Annotated in this window: 21 protein-coding genes; 14 read left to right on the forward strand and 7 right to left on the reverse strand. The window is 61.3% G+C overall.

Going from position 1 to position 13,677, the window contains the following annotated elements; translation table 11 throughout:
- Window positions 1–30: 30 nt before the first annotated feature.
- A complete protein-coding gene (locus FJ425_RS24910; RefSeq protein ID WP_140726737.1) occupies window positions 31–1,248 on the reverse strand; it encodes a TadE/TadG family type IV pilus assembly protein in 1,218 nt (405 codons plus the stop codon).
- Between the two features lie 280 nt (window positions 1,249–1,528).
- On the opposite strand from FJ425_RS24910, the gene FJ425_RS24915 reads away from it, so the two are divergent.
- The 6 genes from FJ425_RS24915 (at window position 1,529) to FJ425_RS31715 (ending at window position 5,519) form a co-directional block, all read left to right on the forward strand.
- Window positions 1,529–2,779: a pilus assembly protein TadG-related protein gene (locus tag FJ425_RS24915; protein ID WP_140541669.1), complete on the forward strand. Its 1,251-nt coding sequence runs from the start codon at window positions 1,529–1,531 to the stop codon at window positions 2,777–2,779.
- Window positions 2,776–3,225, forward strand: a complete 450-nt coding sequence (locus FJ425_RS24920; RefSeq protein WP_246673361.1) for a TadE/TadG family type IV pilus assembly protein — start codon at window positions 2,776–2,778, stop codon at window positions 3,223–3,225. Before FJ425_RS24915 ends, FJ425_RS24920 begins: the two co-directional genes overlap by 4 nt.
- Window positions 3,215–3,631: a TadE/TadG family type IV pilus assembly protein gene (locus FJ425_RS24925; RefSeq protein ID WP_246677999.1), complete on the forward strand. Its 417-nt coding sequence runs from the start codon at window positions 3,215–3,217 to the stop codon at window positions 3,629–3,631. Before FJ425_RS24920 ends, FJ425_RS24925 begins: the two co-directional genes overlap by 11 nt.
- Window positions 3,632–3,703: 72 nt before the next feature.
- On the forward strand, window positions 3,704–4,033 hold the full coding sequence (locus FJ425_RS31710) for a hypothetical protein (RefSeq protein WP_181164911.1): 330 nt from the start codon (window positions 3,704–3,706) through the stop codon (window positions 4,031–4,033).
- 118 nt (window positions 4,034–4,151) lie between these two features.
- Window positions 4,152–4,397, forward strand: a complete 246-nt coding sequence (locus FJ425_RS24935) for a hypothetical protein (RefSeq protein WP_140631717.1) — start codon at window positions 4,152–4,154, stop codon at window positions 4,395–4,397.
- Window positions 4,398–4,721: 324 nt separating this feature from the next.
- A complete protein-coding gene (locus FJ425_RS31715) occupies window positions 4,722–5,519 on the forward strand; it encodes a hypothetical protein (protein WP_181164921.1) in 798 nt (265 codons plus the stop codon).
- 652 nt (window positions 5,520–6,171) lie between these two features.
- On the opposite strand, the gene FJ425_RS24950 is transcribed toward FJ425_RS31715, so the two are convergent.
- Entirely contained in the window at window positions 6,172–6,714 is a 543-nt protein-coding gene (locus FJ425_RS24950) for a J domain-containing protein (RefSeq protein WP_140631709.1), read from the reverse strand.
- 112 nt (window positions 6,715–6,826) lie between these two features.
- Between FJ425_RS24950 and FJ425_RS24955 the strand changes: the two genes are divergently transcribed.
- Together FJ425_RS24955 and FJ425_RS24960 are read left to right on the forward strand one after the other, a co-directional pair.
- Window positions 6,827–7,453 carry a cytochrome b/b6 domain-containing protein gene (locus FJ425_RS24955; protein ID WP_246673356.1) on the forward strand — a complete coding sequence of 209 codons (627 nt, stop codon included), beginning with the start codon at window positions 6,827–6,829 and terminating at the stop codon, window positions 7,451–7,453.
- A gap of 336 nt (window positions 7,454–7,789) precedes the next feature.
- On the forward strand, window positions 7,790–8,197 hold the full coding sequence (locus FJ425_RS24960; RefSeq protein WP_140541662.1) for a hypothetical protein: 408 nt from the start codon (window positions 7,790–7,792) through the stop codon (window positions 8,195–8,197).
- An 84-nt stretch (window positions 8,198–8,281) separates the two neighbouring features.
- Here FJ425_RS24960 and FJ425_RS24965 read toward each other — a convergent pair whose 3' ends face one another.
- Together FJ425_RS24965 and FJ425_RS24970 are read right to left on the reverse strand one after the other, a co-directional pair.
- The gene (locus FJ425_RS24965) at window positions 8,282–8,626 is read right to left on the reverse strand and encodes an exopolysaccharide production repressor protein (protein ID WP_246676300.1); all 345 of its coding nucleotides are present in this window, start codon (window positions 8,624–8,626) and stop codon (window positions 8,282–8,284) included.
- Between the two features lie 282 nt (window positions 8,627–8,908).
- Window positions 8,909–9,802, reverse strand: a complete 894-nt coding sequence (locus tag FJ425_RS24970; protein WP_140726740.1) for a DUF1236 domain-containing protein — start codon at window positions 9,800–9,802, stop codon at window positions 8,909–8,911.
- Between the two features lie 249 nt (window positions 9,803–10,051).
- Between FJ425_RS24970 and FJ425_RS24975 the strand changes: the two genes are divergently transcribed.
- Entirely contained in the window at window positions 10,052–10,351 is a 300-nt protein-coding gene (locus tag FJ425_RS24975) for a DUF1236 domain-containing protein (RefSeq protein WP_140541660.1), read from the forward strand.
- Window positions 10,352–10,566: 215 nt separating this feature from the next.
- On the forward strand, window positions 10,567–10,788 hold the full coding sequence (locus FJ425_RS24980; protein WP_140700757.1) for a hypothetical protein: 222 nt from the start codon (window positions 10,567–10,569) through the stop codon (window positions 10,786–10,788).
- A gap of 182 nt (window positions 10,789–10,970) precedes the next feature.
- On the opposite strand, the gene FJ425_RS24985 is transcribed toward FJ425_RS24980, so the two are convergent.
- Window positions 10,971–11,321 (reverse strand): DUF982 domain-containing protein, encoded by a 351-nt coding sequence (locus FJ425_RS24985; RefSeq protein ID WP_140726743.1) that lies wholly within the window; start codon window positions 11,319–11,321, stop codon window positions 10,971–10,973.
- Window positions 11,322–11,535: 214 nt separating this feature from the next.
- Here FJ425_RS24985 and FJ425_RS24990 point away from each other — a divergent pair, with 214 nt between their 5' ends.
- From FJ425_RS24990 to FJ425_RS32405, 4 genes are all read left to right on the forward strand, one after another.
- Window positions 11,536–11,835, forward strand: a complete 300-nt coding sequence (locus tag FJ425_RS24990; RefSeq protein ID WP_140631697.1) for a DUF1236 domain-containing protein — start codon at window positions 11,536–11,538, stop codon at window positions 11,833–11,835.
- Window positions 11,836–11,962: 127 nt separating this feature from the next.
- A complete protein-coding gene (locus FJ425_RS24995; protein ID WP_095768291.1) occupies window positions 11,963–12,172 on the forward strand; it encodes a hypothetical protein in 210 nt (69 codons plus the stop codon).
- Between the two features lie 107 nt (window positions 12,173–12,279).
- Window positions 12,280–12,534 carry a DUF2934 domain-containing protein gene (locus tag FJ425_RS25000; RefSeq protein WP_140541658.1) on the forward strand — a complete coding sequence of 85 codons (255 nt, stop codon included), beginning with the start codon at window positions 12,280–12,282 and terminating at the stop codon, window positions 12,532–12,534.
- A gap of 172 nt (window positions 12,535–12,706) precedes the next feature.
- Entirely contained in the window at window positions 12,707–12,835 is a 129-nt protein-coding gene (locus FJ425_RS32405; RefSeq protein ID WP_281405770.1) for a hypothetical protein, read from the forward strand.
- A 6-nt stretch (window positions 12,836–12,841) separates the two neighbouring features.
- Here FJ425_RS32405 and FJ425_RS25005 read toward each other — a convergent pair whose 3' ends face one another.
- Together FJ425_RS25005 and FJ425_RS25010 are read right to left on the reverse strand one after the other, a co-directional pair.
- Complete coding sequence (locus FJ425_RS25005; protein ID WP_140631694.1) at window positions 12,842–13,051, reverse strand: hypothetical protein; 210 nt, start codon at window positions 13,049–13,051, stop codon at window positions 12,842–12,844.
- Between the two features lie 210 nt (window positions 13,052–13,261).
- Window positions 13,262–13,606, reverse strand: coding sequence for a hypothetical protein (locus FJ425_RS25010; RefSeq protein ID WP_140631691.1), 345 nt, complete (start codon window positions 13,604–13,606; stop codon window positions 13,262–13,264).
- Window positions 13,607–13,677 lie beyond the last annotated feature (71 nt).

Raw genomic sequence — 13,677 nt, forward strand, 5'->3', positions numbered from 1 at the left:
CCCCCTCCTCCTGGCGGAGGAGGTTGGCGCTCATTTCGCCAGGGTGATCATCCGGCCCGCATACGCTGTCCGGCCTCCGAGTTCGGCCGTGCAATCCGATTTCACGGCCGAGTTCCCCGTTATCGAGATGGTATCGCCGACCAGCCGCAGGCAACTGCCCTGGGCGTTCATGTCCGAATTTCCGGCATAGGTGATGACGGCGTCCGGGGCGTAGATGAAGCCGCTGACCACGGAGCCCGATCCGCCGTTCAGCGTCAGCGCCTGTGTGTTGCCGCGAGCCTGGTAGATGGCGATTCCGGCGTAGGGGCCGCTGGTGGGCGGCGATAGGTTCACCTGCTCGTTGGCGTTGATATAGAGTTGTGAGTTCTCCATCAGGAAGATCGTCACGCCCTGGCCGCTCAGGCTGCCGTTGCCGCCCGGCTTTATGGTGACGTTGCGCATGATGTAGGTGCCCGGATTGAGGGTGATCTTTCCCGACAAGGTCTTGTCGCAATAGGTGCCCGGCGAGAGCGTCACCGTTTTGCCATTGGGCACCGGCAGGCAGAGCGTGTAGGCGGGAGGAACGACGTCGGCCAGCGGATCGAACGAAGCATACTGGTTCTCATGCGGCGCGCCGCAGGAAAGCGTGGCGTTCGGCGGCGTCAGCCCTTGCGTGCCGCCGACCGTCGAGACGCAGCCGGCGCTGACGATCGCCGAGCCGCCGCGGTTGACGGCGTCGGGCGCGTCTGAATTGGCCGCGATCACGCAGCCGTCCATCGCCACATTGGTCGAGCCCTGCAGGTTGACCGCGCCGCCGGCATGCTGATCGAGCGCGAGCACGCAGGCTTGCGCGCCGGGCTTGAGCTTGACCGAGGCGGTGCGCGTCGCCTGCCAGGCCGGCATGCCGCTGATGAAGGCCGGCCGGCTGACGCTCGACGACAGCGAAATGAAATAGGCGCCCGGATTGCCGCTCGCGCTGGCCTGGAAGGCGGCGAGGCTGCCCGATAGCTCCTGCGCGTCGGCTGCGCTCATATTTGCGGCGAAGAAGGTCTGGCCGAGTTGCTGCACGTCGCTTGCCGACATGCCTGGCAGGTATTTCGTGCCGATCGCCAAGCCGGCCGCGTCCAGCGAGTTCTGCAACTGCGCGGCGTCGTCGCTCGTGCCTATCAGGTCGACGGATGCCGCCACGCCAAGCATAAGCGGCACCATGGCGACCGCGGCCGCGATTGCAAAGTTGCCGCGCCTCGATGCCAAAAAACGTCTCAACATGGACCCCATCCTCGCAGACCTGCGAGATGTGATATGCGCGCCGTCTCTACGGCCGATTTCCAAAATAGATAAAATGCAGAAAGAGCTAAAATGCATGGTTTTACCGGCACTTAAACCTTAAGTCCGATGTCTTATAGGCCTTAAGTCTTAGTGTGCGCGGCGCAAGGTGGGGGCAGCGGAGTGCTAGGGTCCCACCGGCAAAAATCGAACGAAATAATTAGGCATTCGTTCACATGGCAATGATGACCTGACGACTGGGATAGCTTGGGCGCGCTCGGCCATGGCCTTTTCGGGTCGTTTCTTCAGACAGTTTTTTTCTCGACTTTTTTTTCGACGCTTTTGCGAAGGCAAGAGCGGCAATGTCGCCACCATTTTCGCGCTCACCCTGCCGGTCGTCGTCGGCGGCGCCGGGCTCGGCGTCGAGACCTCCTATTGGTACTATTCGAGCCTGAAGCTGCAGGCGATCGCCGACGCGGCCGCCTATGCGGGCGCGTTGGAAAAGATCGCCGGATCCAACACGGATGCCATCACCGCCGCCGCCGCGTCATCAGCCGCCTCGAATGGCCTTGGTGCGGGCACCATCGTCGTCAACACCCCGCCGGCGTCGGGACCGAACACGGCCAAGAAGGCGGTCGAGGTCATCCTTAACCAGGATCTCGACCGGATCTTCACGTCCATCTTCACCCAGACAAAGGTGCCGGAGCGGGCGAGGGCGGTGGCGCTGATCACCGACGCTTCGAAAGCTTGCGACATAGCTCTCAGTCTCACGGCCTCGCAGGCGTTGCTCTTCTCCGGCAGCACCAACGCGAAGAAAATCGGCTGCATTGACATGGCGAATTCGAACGCCTCCGACGCAATCAAGATCCAGGGCTCGGCGGCTGTCCAGACCGACTGTCTGATTAGCGCCGGCGGCATGGTGCTGAACAATCCGCCAACGATGGTCTGCAAGGCCCCGATCACCCAGGCGCTGCCGGCGGCCGATCCGTTCGCCAGCTTGCCGGCTCCCGCGACCACGAGCCCATGCCAGAAGATCAACGGCAACAAGACGACGCAAACGATCCAGCCCGGGACCTACTGCAGCGGCATGAGCCTCAACGGCAATATCACGCTTTCCCCCGGTGTTTACGTCGTCCAGGGCGACTTGAAGATCAATGCGAGTGCCGTCATCCAAGGCAGCGACGTTACGATCTTCATGGCCGGCAGCAACACTGTCAGCATGAACGGCAACGCCACCGTGACGCTTGCCGCCCCGACCACGGGCACCTATTCGGGCGTGCTGTTCTACGGCGACAGGACGGGGACCGCCGCGCAAAGCACCTTCAACGGCACCGCGACCTCGCTTTTGACCGGCGCAATCTATTTTCCCAGGCAACAGGTCAACTATCTCGGCAATTTCTCGGGCGTGAATGGCTGCACACAGGTCGTTGCCGATACCATCCAGTGGTCGGGCAACTCGACCATCAATCAGGACTGCTCGAGCCTCGGGATGAAGGACATCCCGGCCGCTCAGTCGGTCGCGGTGGTCGAGTGAAATCCGCTGCCCGTCGATTGATGCCGGCCATTCGCGATGAATCGGGCATCGCCGCGGTGGAACTCGCATTTGTCTTGCCCGTCCTATGTGCGGCGTTGCTCGGAATCATGGACGGCTGGTCCTATGTTAACGGTTCGCTGTCGATGCGCGCCGGCGTGAAAACGGCGGCCAACCTCGTGATGGCTGGCTCCGCTGACGACAGCGCGACCCAGACTGTCGCGCTGGCGAGCTGGGAGAACAAGCCTTCCGACGCGCAGGTTACGATTAGTCGCATCTACAAGTGCGGGACCACCGTGGTCGATGCGTCGACCTTATGCAGTGGACCGAAAGCGCCGTCCGTCTACGTCCAGATTCAGGCATCCGGCACCTGGATCCCGCCCTTCACCTTTGGTCCATACCCAGACAATACCGCGATCGGCCATGTGCAGGTGGTCCGTGTGCGCTAAACGAAGACTCCGGCTTTCGGCATTTGCGGCTAATGAAGCGGGGGGCGCCGGTCTCGAATTCGCGCTGGTCGCGCCTTTTCTCATCATGCTCCTGTTCGGCATTTTCGCCTTCGGCTGGTCGATGAACAGCGTATCCAGCGTGCGCTACGCGCTCGAAGCCTCAGCGCGCTCCCTGCAGCTCAACAACACGCTGACGCAGGCCGACATCCAGGCCGTCGCCACACAGAAGCTTCAGGCGCTTGGCCTGCGGAATGTGAACGTCACCATCAACACCGATCCGGCGAGCGGCGGGTTCCGCATGGCACACGTCAACGCCAGCTATGCCTTTGTGATCAGCTTCCCCTATTTCAGCGATTACCCAATCAGCTACACCACCTCGGTGACCGTGCCCCTGGTCGGCGGCTAGGGGGACGAACGGATGTATCTTAGAATTCTCTAAAAAGCTGCAGGGCTGGCGCCAGCCAGGAATGCTAGGGATTTGCTGTCATCCAATATCAGGAGCGCAGCCATGACCTCTCTTGTTGGAAGCCAGCACGGCCCAGGCGCCGTGCATCAAGCGAGCAGACCCCGGGCGTCGGAAACTTTCCCGGGCAAGCGCGCCGAAAGCGTCGGCCACCTCGCGAAAGCCTCGGTCTTTGAGACGGACACCGGCGAGCCGAATGCGCAAGGAAAATCCGCGTCCCGGATCGCCCGGATGGACCTGACCGTGCTTTCCCCGACCGGTTCAGGCGAAGGTCAGGAGCCGGAGATGGCAACCGACACGCCGACCGAGACTGATGGCACGGAAGATCCAAATCCTTCCGCCTGATGGCCGGCAAAAGCCAGGCCCACTTGCGCCTTGTGGCTAGCAGCCTTCCGTTGTGGTTTTCATCTGGCCGGGAGCGTTGGATTTGGCGCTCGTGTCCTGTTGGCCAGGGGCCGCCTGCTTGGCACTGCCGGTCTGCTGCCCAGGCGCGCAGTCCTTCGCTGAATTCGAGTTGGTCGAGTTAGTCGTGGTCGTGTCTGTGCTCTGGCTGCTGGGCATCGTCGTCGTTGATGACGATGACGAGGTGCCCGACGACGTTCCCGATTGGGCCGTAGCCAGACCACAGGACAAAGCAACAAAAGCGGCAACGAGAAGAATTCGTTTCATGATGACTGTCCTTTTAGGCAATGTCCCTTCGCTTGTTTAACCTTGACCTCACGACAGGGTTCCGATGGTCCACATATTCCCGATTGCAGGGGATTGTCGCGGCGGCAATTGCCTCTTGGGACCATGGTCTGGCACGACAAGGGCCCTCATTGTTCCAAACGGCCCACGAAGGTTCGGCCCTTTGTATTTCCGTTAAATTTCAACGTGTTAAAGGGAGTTTTCGCGAGAATTTCCGGGCGATGGCAGCTATGCTCTCATTTCGCGACCGCAATTGCTTAAAGTTTATCCGACGTCATTAGGAAATTCTCATAAGAGGCTGCCTAGCGGTTGGGCGATAGTGACGATTTATCTGCGGAGAAGCACAATGACATTGCGAACGACACTTCTGGCATCCCTTGCTATTCTCGCGCTCGCGGCCGCCCCCGCGCTTGCCGGCGCCGGCGGTAACGGCGGCGGCCATGGCAATGGCGGCGGCCATGGCGGCGGCAACGGAAACGGCGGCGGTAACGGCAACAATGGCGGCAATGCCGGTGGCAACGGCAAAGGCAACAGTGGCGCCTCGCATGGTAAGTCAGCTTCGGCTAGCGGCCACAACAAGGGCACCGACAGCACGTCGGACGACAGCTCGACCGACGACACCACGACTGCCGCGACGCCGAAAGAGAAAAACCTTCACGCCAAGCTCGGCCGGCTGAACTCGCTGCAGCGCAACATCAACGCCTATATGAATTCCAAGAGCAAGAAGTTCGCCGGCATTCAGGCCTATGTGACGCAGGCCGCGGCGGCCCAGAACGCACAGGCCGCGCTTGAGGCGGCAAACGACAAGCTGGCCGCCGACCAGACCACCCTGGCGACTCTCGAGACAAATCTGGCCGCGGCGCAGGCCGATTCGACCACTTCGCCCCAGACAATCACTGACCTCGAAAATGAGATCACTGCGCTGAACGATACGATCAGCACCACTGACGCCCAGGCGATCGCCGATGCGCAGGCAGCGGCTGACAACGCATTGCCTCCCACCAATGAGTCCTTGGACGCGGCTCTTGCCGACATGGCCAACAAGCCGGTCGACGCCGACGTCACCGCCTGGGCCAAGGATACTTTGGCGGGCAAGATCGACGCGCAAGCCGCGGCCACGGCGACAACCACAACAACCCCATAAGGCCGGAAGAACCGACCGGAGGGCGAGCGAAAGCCGCCGGGCCTCGCCCGGCGGTTTTTTGTTGACAGGGCGACGGGCGCGGCGCGCCGGGCCAATTTCGGCAGTGCGCCGGAGCTCAGTCGCCTTGTATTCGATGGCGCACAACGCCCAGTGGCACTGCAAGGGGATTTTGACCGGTCGGCTCTGTTTGCGTTGGCAGGTGGCATGCGTTGGAGATTGGCCGAAACGCCCATCGCGATCGTCATTCTAGGGCGGAGCAAGGAGCGAAGCGACGCGCGAAGACCCTGGAATCCATGCCGCTACCTTCGCCAAGGCGTGCAACGGAGCAAAATCTTGCACCGAGGCGGCGCTTCCAAGTCACGGAATGGATTCTATGGTCTGCGCGCGTCGCTGCGCTCCTTGCTCCGCCATAGAATGACGAGGTTGGGGCGGCTTCAACCAATCCCCGGCGGTTTGTGCTGGTTTCACGGAAATGAATGGAAATTTTGCACCAGACAAACGGCAACCTTTCAAAATCCCTGCGTCGGGGAACTAGTCACTGACGCTGTTCTTGTCCTCCATGGCGCATGGCATGTAGCTGTTCCTTCGTCGTGGCCGCCGCTGGTTCAGGCCAGCAGGCGGGCCTTTGACGATCTGGGCGACGCAAACCGGCTCATTCGGCGTGATCGAGCAGGCGGGTGACGTCAGGGCGATCCCGGCCCTGCTTGACCCCGGCGTGATCTATGCCTTCCACGGTGATCGCGAACGTGCCGTTCTCGGTCCTGCCGATGAAGCCCTTCGCCTTGAGGTACCACAGGTGGAACTCCAGATGCTCGCGAGGGCAACCGGACAGGCGCTCGAGTTCGTCGTCGCCGATGCCCGGATTGTTGACGTCCCGCCGGCGCCTCACATAGAGAAGCGACAGCAGATTGGCCTGGATGACGGAATCCCGCTCCATGCCACCGCCGTCGCGCGCTGCTTCCGTGAGTTCGTGACGAAGACCCAGATGCTCGCGGTAAAGGATATCGTATTGAGCCCGTTTGACGGGGTCGCGGAGTGTATTGTTGGCTTCAACGATCTCGCTGAAGCGCGATTCATTGCCGGTTTCCCGATTGTCGGGGTGATAGCGCATGGCAAAGTAGCGGAAGATCCGCTCGATGGTCTCGGAATTGGCGTTCGGGCTTATTTCCAGAATTTCGTAGTAGTCGATGAACATGTAATCGCGCTTCCGAAACTACGGAAACCACTCCCCCGGTCCCAAGCATTGCCCAAATGCTGCGCGCTTGCAAGGCGCCGGTCCCGGTCTCGAACCGCCAAGGCCGGCGCGAATGCCCGCCATACGAAAATGTAACGTTGCGGCCACAATTGCGGGAGCTTTCGAGCCAAATTCGGCCACCGTCCTCATGACTATTCAACAACGTGAAGGCGTGGGACGCCTTGTATTCAGGGGAACGGACGCGATGGAAACCAGACATGGATATTCAATTTTTCAGATCGCGCTGCATTGGCTGATTGCAGCGCTGGTTTTATTTCAGCTCTTCTTCGGTGAGAGCATGACGGTCGTCGTGGACGCCGCCGAAGACGGCCAGCCGGTATCGGCCACCGACCAGGCGCTAGGCTCAGCTCATTACTGGGTCGGCCTGTCCGTTCTTGCGCTTGTGCTTGTTCGACTGCTCCTCAGGCTGGCATCCGGCGTGCCGGCCCCCGCCGGTCATGGATCGAGATGGATGCGGGTCGCCGCGCATGCATCGCACGGCCTGTTCTATGTGCTGTTGCTGGCGACGCCGGCAATCGGGCTTCTTGCGTTCTATCAGGGCGACCCTTGGGGTGACATCCATTCGCTTGCCAAGCCCGCATTCATCGTGCTGATCGCCGTCCACGTCGTGGCGGCGCTCTACCATCAGCTCTGGCTGAGGGACGGGACGCTGAAGCGCATGCTTTCGCCCGCTGGCTGATCGGGGAAATATGCTGGCCGGCGGCGTCTTGTGTCCGATGGCCGATCGGCAAAGGCTAGCGGCCGCGCGTCGGAAAAACCTTTGCCCCGTTGCGGTGGGATAAATTCCGGGCTCTATTACGTTAGCTCTGCTTGGAATTCGGGTGGCAACCTGGATGGAGCCGACCTCAAGCCCGGCTCCCTTTCGGCTCGCTTCGAAGGAGGCGAGCCATTTTTTTGCAAGACCGCCGCCAAACCTCGCGGCTTTGGCTCCGGCTTAGGTGCGTCATGGCTAATATGGCTCGCACGATGTAGACTGCGCAGAGTCGGGTTTACAAAGGCATTGGGAGGACAACAAATGCCACGGGTATCGGAACTCTTCTTCAAGACGGCCATCGTCTTTCTCATCCTGGGAGTCGCCGCCGGACTGCAGATGGCGATTTCGGGCGATCACGGTGCGTTTCCGGCGCATGCTCACATCAACCTTCTTGGCTGGGTCACCAGCGCCATCTTCGGCGGCTACTATGCGCTCAACCCGGCCAAGGCCGAGCGCCGCATCGCCATGATCCATTACGGCCTCTATACGGTCGGCATCGTGATCATGCTGCCGGCGCTCTACTGGATGCTGGCGGGAGGCCACCCGGAGATCGAACCGGTCGTGGCGATCGGCTCGTTGATCGTGGCCGCCGCGGTGCTGGTCTTCGGCCTCGTCGTCTTCTCGTCCCCAGAGACGGTGCGCTCAACGACGGCTGCCGCCACCCGCTGAGGATCCGTCCCTCATTAGCCGAGCGGCTTTTGCGCCGCTTGGCGTTCCGCGCCAGGCTATGCGACGCGCTTGTCCGCCTGTGGTTCAGGGTAACTTTGGAAACAGGCGCGACAGCAGCGCCTGGATGATGCCGTCCCGCTCGAACGGGCCGGGCAATTTGGCGGGCGAGGCAGCGCCCTCGCTCGACTTGGCCTCGTCGGTCGCGCCTTCGCGCTGGACGAGCCACAGCACCGCCGCGAAATAGCCCACCTGGAGGATGACGGCGGCAAGCACTGTCCAGCCCAATGCCGCCCAGACAGATCCCGTGGATGCAAACATCCAGCCGAGGATCACCAGAAGCGTAACCACCATTCCCACAAGAAACTGCGGAAAATACATCTGCCCATTCGAGCGCCGCGACCCCGTTCGGTCAACGACGATCTCGCCCATATCTCTACCCATTTTGACCCATGCACCTTTTCCGGGTGGACCGCAAGCTTGAACGATTTGCCGGCGGCCCCATTGCCCTTTCGTCCGATCCTGACAGGGACGACGGACGCAGGACTTCCGTTGTGACAACTGGGAATTGCGCCGGATCGTTCCACAGCCGACGACATTCTAGTCGTGCCTGATGGACCACAGTGCATGCGGGCAACTGCCTGCTGTTTTGACGCCTCTTCGCAAAGAAAGGCCCGCCACCTGGGCGGGCCGTTGTCCCCTATGCTGACCGGATCAGCTCAGGATCACTACGATCTTGTAGGTGTCCGGGTCGACGATGACGATACGTCCATCGGCCAAGACGAAATACTCATAGTTTTCATAAGCCGGAACGATCTTGACGATCCGGGCCGGCAGACGGTGCAGACGCACCTTGTGGCGCGGCACCTCGACGCCGACGGAGATGTCGAAGCTAACGTCGCGGACCGGTTCGACATGGCTCTCATGAATGACCTGCGTGATCTGCGTCCTCTGTTCCACCGTCACGTTATTGATCGACGCCGTCTTGTTCTGGTCGGTCTCGACGTTGGTGTTGCCCTGGGCGTTCTGCTGGGTGGTCGTACCGGTCTTGCCCTGGGCGTTCTGCTCAGTCTGCATCTTGGTGGTGCCTTGAGCGTTCTGCTCGGTGGTCGTGCCAGTCTTACCCTGAGCCTGCTGATCGGTCTGGGTCTTCGTCTTGTTCTGGGCATTCTGCTGGGTGGTCGTACCGGTCTTGCCCTGGGCGTTCTGCTCAGTCTGCATCTTGGTGGTGCCCTGGGCGTTCTGCTCGGTGCTGGTGCCAGTCTTGCCCTGCGCCTGCTTCTTCTTCTTCAGCTGTGTGTTGTCCTGGGCGTTCTGGTCAGTGTTGGCGCCTGACTGACCCTGAGCCTGCTCGTCGGTCTTCATCTTGGTCTTGCCTTGAGCCTGCTCTTCGGTGTTTGCGCCGGCCTTGCCCTGGGCGTTCTGCTGGGTTTGCGACTTCATCTCACCCTGAGCCTGGCCGCCCGTCTTGCCGCCCTTTTGGCAATTGGCCGTGCCGGCCGTGCAATTGTTGTCGCCGCCGCTCGGCTGCGCGGACTCGGTCTGCGCCATCGCGGCGCCGCAACCGACGCCGAGCGCGATCATGCTTGTGATCAGCAGATGTTTCATTGGATTTCTCCTCGGAAAGTCGGTCCCTTCGGATGGGTAACCCAGCCCGAAACGCATTGTTCCGAAATTGGTGCCGCGGTCGGAGGCGATGGTCGCGGAACACGGCGGCAGTTGTTTTTGCAGGCGCCGGTCCAGTTTTGCAGGAACAAGGGTAGGCGAACGGCGTTACGGCAATGCCGACCCGCTGTGGAAAATCGCAGGCCCAGCATTCAGGCGATTCGATTCAGATCCACATAGGAGAGACGACCAATGAAAATGCACCTCACCTCCGCCGCCGCTGGCTTCCTGCTTCTTGCTGGCATTGGCGCTGCTGCCGCGCAGGATGTCGTGATCGCGCCGGAGCAGGAAACTGTGATCAAGGAATACGTGCATAAACAGCCGTTGGCCTCGGTTAAGATTCCGGGCGTCGAGCTGAACGTCGGCAGCACGCTTCCCGATACGGTCGAATTACACGAAGTGCCGAACGTGAAATACCGTTACGTCGTCGTCGATAACCGGACGGTGATCGTCGACCCCGGTACCCGCAAGATCGTCAAGGTCCTCGATTGATCGATAGCGCACCAAATCGGATGGCCCGCCGCCCGGTTACGGCGACGGGCCATTAACCGATTATTATTTTGTTACCATGTGCTAACGGAACCTTCCCTCAGCGCTTGAGTTAGCGGCTCTGGTTCACGTTGTCTCATAGACACCACAAACCGATGGCAACGTGATACGGGCGGTGGCGAACAAGTACGGGCGGGGCGAGGAGGAGTTTGACCAACATGTCGAAACGAGAAATCGGAACATCCCGTTCGCTCGGGATGCGTGTTGCCCATCTCAAAGCCAGGATGCAAGACGCCCGGATCACCGAGCATGAGATGAAGGCTTTCCAGAAGGTCGCGGCGATCATGGGGGGCGGCGAGGGCTCCCTACGCATTGAGGCCGACGATCTGATCGCCGCGTCCTTCGTTGCCGAGGGGCTGGGCGAATCGGCGCCGAACTGACAGCGGCCACCAGTCGAGATCCCGGATCGATTCAGCCGACCGTCAGCCGGAAGGCGGCGGTCTGCAGGCAAAATGGACGCCGGGAGGCGCCCGGCTTGCTCCCAGGATCAGCCGGCCAAATCCCAAAGCTTGCAGGACAACGCCGATCGCATGGCGTGAGTCCGAACGCGTCGAGGCTGGGCCTAGCCAGGCATGTGCCGGTTTGGTGGCCGGCTTTCGCGCGCCCGGATTCGCCTGATCTTCGCTTCGCGCAACACCGCGACGGGATCGGCGCCTGTCCATTCGATCCCGGCCTTCCGCGCGAAGGCCAGGAACGCCTGCCGCGCCTTGTCGACATCGATCTCGCCGCTCCGCGCCGCCTCGCAGGCGCGGAATGCGTTGGCGTAGCTGCCGCCCCGCATGGCCTGCGGCCATTCCTTGAGAAAGTTCTGCATCGCGGTAAGAGAGGCGATCTCGCGCTTGAAGCCAGCACCCACCGCGATGGCCACGGGGGGCCGAAGTTCGATGTCGCTTCTGATGGAGCCTTCCTGCATGACTGCGGCATCCTTTGGATTTCAAAGACTTGGGCAGTTTCAATGCCTTCCAATGCGGAGCCGATGCGAAGGTTCCGCCAAATCAATTAGTCGCCGCTGACGGAACAACACCCTGCCGGCGGCGTTTGCCCCGGGAGCTCCCATGTTCGACCTGCTCGTGTTTCCGCCCCTGCGGAGGCAGGGCGGAGCTCACCAACGCAACAGGAGAGAAACGATGAAAACCACCCTCATTCCAGCTGTCGCCGGCCTGGCTCTGATGGCCGGCATCGGCATCGCGGCCGCGGACGAGGTGATCATCACCCCCGAGCAGCAGACCGTGGTCAAGGAATATGTTCACAAGCATCCGATCGCCTCGGTCAATGTGCTCGGCCTTGAGCTTGGCGTCGGCTCGACCGTGCCTGACACGGTCGAGTTGCAGCAGGTTCCGGACGTCCAGTACCGCTATGCGGTCGTCAACGACCATACGGTGCTGATCGATCCCGGCACGCGCCGCGTTGTTCAGGTGATCGAGTAGATCCAGCCCTGGAAGAGCCCGATCCTCCGAAGCACTGGGCAAGGATCGGGCTCTTTTCGCATCCGGGCATAAGGCCTAAGATAGGCAGTGGTTTGGGAGGCAACGAAGCGCGGAAGGAGTCGTTGCCATGCATCATCCACACGTCGAATCACCTGACATCGCACGCCAAGTCGACAAGCTTTTGGCCGAGCATAGGACTGGCCTCCTGTCGATGCACGAGGCGATCACCCTGCTGCGCCAGCGCACGGGGACCGACCGCTCTGACGCGGATTTAGCCGGGTTGATTACAAAAAAGGCAGCGCATCTGGGCATCGCGGTCGTCACCGACGGACACTGAGCGAAATTGCCGTCCAGGTCGGTCGCTTATTCGTGATACCGAAGACGTCACGCGAAAATTCGGCTAATGTTCGCGCCGGGGAACCGTCCCAACATCAGGAGGCGACAGTGACGGACGATAAGCACGAACGCATTCGCCAGCGCGCGCACGAGATCTGGGAGCAGGCTGGCCGGCCCGAAGGCGCCCACATGGAGCATTGGGACCAGGCGGCCGCCGAGATCGATGCGGCCGGCAAGCCGAAAGCCAAGAGCCCGAAAAAGGCCGCTGCCGCCAAGGCCGACAAGCCGAAAGCGGCCAAGGCGGAGAAGCCCGCTAAGGGCCCTGCCAAGGCAAAGTCCCCCTCCAAGAAGACCAAGGGCTGACCGCCAGCCAAGGCCTGCACCCCTTTCCATCGGATCATGTGACGGTGCGACGCTCCGTGTGCGAACTGTGCCCGAAGGCTATGCCGACCATGCGAAAAGTCGTCTTGATCAAGACCATGTCGGTCGACGGATATGTCGTAGGGCAACTGGGCCAAGCCGGCCAAGCCAATGCTTGGGCATCACCGGGACCGCGGTGCTGAGCGAAGGCTTCGACCATGGCGGCCGGCTGACCGGCACGCTCGGCGTCGCCTTCGCCGGCAGTCACGTGGGCAGCAATGCGGGGCTGCAGTTCAGCTGGTAGGAAAGGTTATTGCCTCCCTTGCTTTCCGGCGTATCGCGCGACCGCGCAGAGAAAGGCAAGCGCTGCCATGTCGCAAGCTGCGCGTGACGGCGACGGACCTTTGGCGAAAAGCACCGCGTCGGCAACCGGGACCGTCAGGCCATGCTTGCGGGCGAATGAAGTGACTTCGTAGGGCTGATCGTCGGGCTGTATGCCGATGTCGATTTGCTGGTCCATCAAAACGAATTCCTCCCTGGTATTACGGCTTTACCCTCCTTCGCCTGCGTAGAATTAACGCCCGGCCGCTCGCCCGCGTCCACCAATTGGCGATTGTGTGAAACGATGCATTTTTCGACCCGCTGAGCCAAGGGTTGCAGCAGCATGATTGTTCGCTTTTCGGGCGACCCGGATTCCTTCCCTTCTACGATGAAGAGGTGAGAACGCGCCTCACCAAGCATCGCTCGAGCGGGCAAACCTCACCCCCGCGGCGATCATCGCGCTTTCGCATTCGCTGATCAGCCTGAGGTTGCGCAAATACCGCGCCGCCGTCTCCGGCAGCCAGGCCGCACACGCCTCGACATAGACGCGGCCATGCACCAGCGCGCCGGTCGAAAGCCGCTCCTCTTTTTCGGCGATCACCTTCAGATATTGCCGGATAAAGCGGATGTCGTCGGCGATGTCCTGGTTGGCCATGCGCCAGGCGCCGGCAAGGCGTTCGCGCTCGGCGAGCGGCAAAGGCGACAACAACGGGTGGGAGAGGTCGGCAAAAGCGGCATGGTTCGCGGTGGTCAAGCAAATCCCCTCAATGGAAGGGAAATATCGTACTTTATGTACGAAAAGCAATCAAGTAGGATTCGTACGAT

The sequence above is a fragment of the Mesorhizobium sp. B2-7-2 genome (assembly GCF_006440775.1).
In the GTDB taxonomy this organism is placed as follows: domain Bacteria; phylum Pseudomonadota; class Alphaproteobacteria; order Rhizobiales; family Rhizobiaceae; genus Mesorhizobium.

Excerpts from the sequence above, each read along its gene's own strand:
- FJ425_RS24910 (WP_140726737.1), bottom strand. The coding sequence starts at position 1,248 with ATGTTGAGACGTTTTTTGGCATCGAGGCGCGGCAACTTTGCAATCGCG.
- FJ425_RS24915 (WP_140541669.1), top strand. The coding sequence starts at position 1,529 with ATGGCCTTTTCGGGTCGTTTCTTCAGACAGTTTTTTTCTCGACTTTTT.
- FJ425_RS31715 (WP_181164921.1), top strand. The coding sequence starts at position 4,722 with ATGACATTGCGAACGACACTTCTGGCATCCCTTGCTATTCTCGCGCTC.
- FJ425_RS24950 (WP_140631709.1), bottom strand. The coding sequence starts at position 6,714 with ATGTTCATCGACTACTACGAAATTCTGGAAATAAGCCCGAACGCCAAT.
- FJ425_RS24955 (WP_246673356.1), top strand. The coding sequence starts at position 6,827 with ATGCCCGCCATACGAAAATGTAACGTTGCGGCCACAATTGCGGGAGCT.
- FJ425_RS24960 (WP_140541662.1), top strand. The coding sequence starts at position 7,790 with ATGCCACGGGTATCGGAACTCTTCTTCAAGACGGCCATCGTCTTTCTC.
- FJ425_RS24965 (WP_246676300.1), bottom strand. The coding sequence starts at position 8,626 with ATGGGCGAGATCGTCGTTGACCGAACGGGGTCGCGGCGCTCGAATGGG.
- FJ425_RS24970 (WP_140726740.1), bottom strand. The coding sequence starts at position 9,802 with ATGAAACATCTGCTGATCACAAGCATGATCGCGCTCGGCGTCGGTTGC.
- FJ425_RS24975 (WP_140541660.1), top strand. The coding sequence starts at position 10,052 with ATGAAAATGCACCTCACCTCCGCCGCCGCTGGCTTCCTGCTTCTTGCT.
- FJ425_RS24980 (WP_140700757.1), top strand. The coding sequence starts at position 10,567 with ATGTCGAAACGAGAAATCGGAACATCCCGTTCGCTCGGGATGCGTGTT.
- FJ425_RS24985 (WP_140726743.1), bottom strand. The coding sequence starts at position 11,321 with ATGCAGGAAGGCTCCATCAGAAGCGACATCGAACTTCGGCCCCCCGTG.
- FJ425_RS24990 (WP_140631697.1), top strand. The coding sequence starts at position 11,536 with ATGAAAACCACCCTCATTCCAGCTGTCGCCGGCCTGGCTCTGATGGCC.
- FJ425_RS24995 (WP_095768291.1), top strand. The coding sequence starts at position 11,963 with ATGCATCATCCACACGTCGAATCACCTGACATCGCACGCCAAGTCGAC.
- FJ425_RS25005 (WP_140631694.1), bottom strand. The coding sequence starts at position 13,051 with ATGGACCAGCAAATCGACATCGGCATACAGCCCGACGATCAGCCCTAC.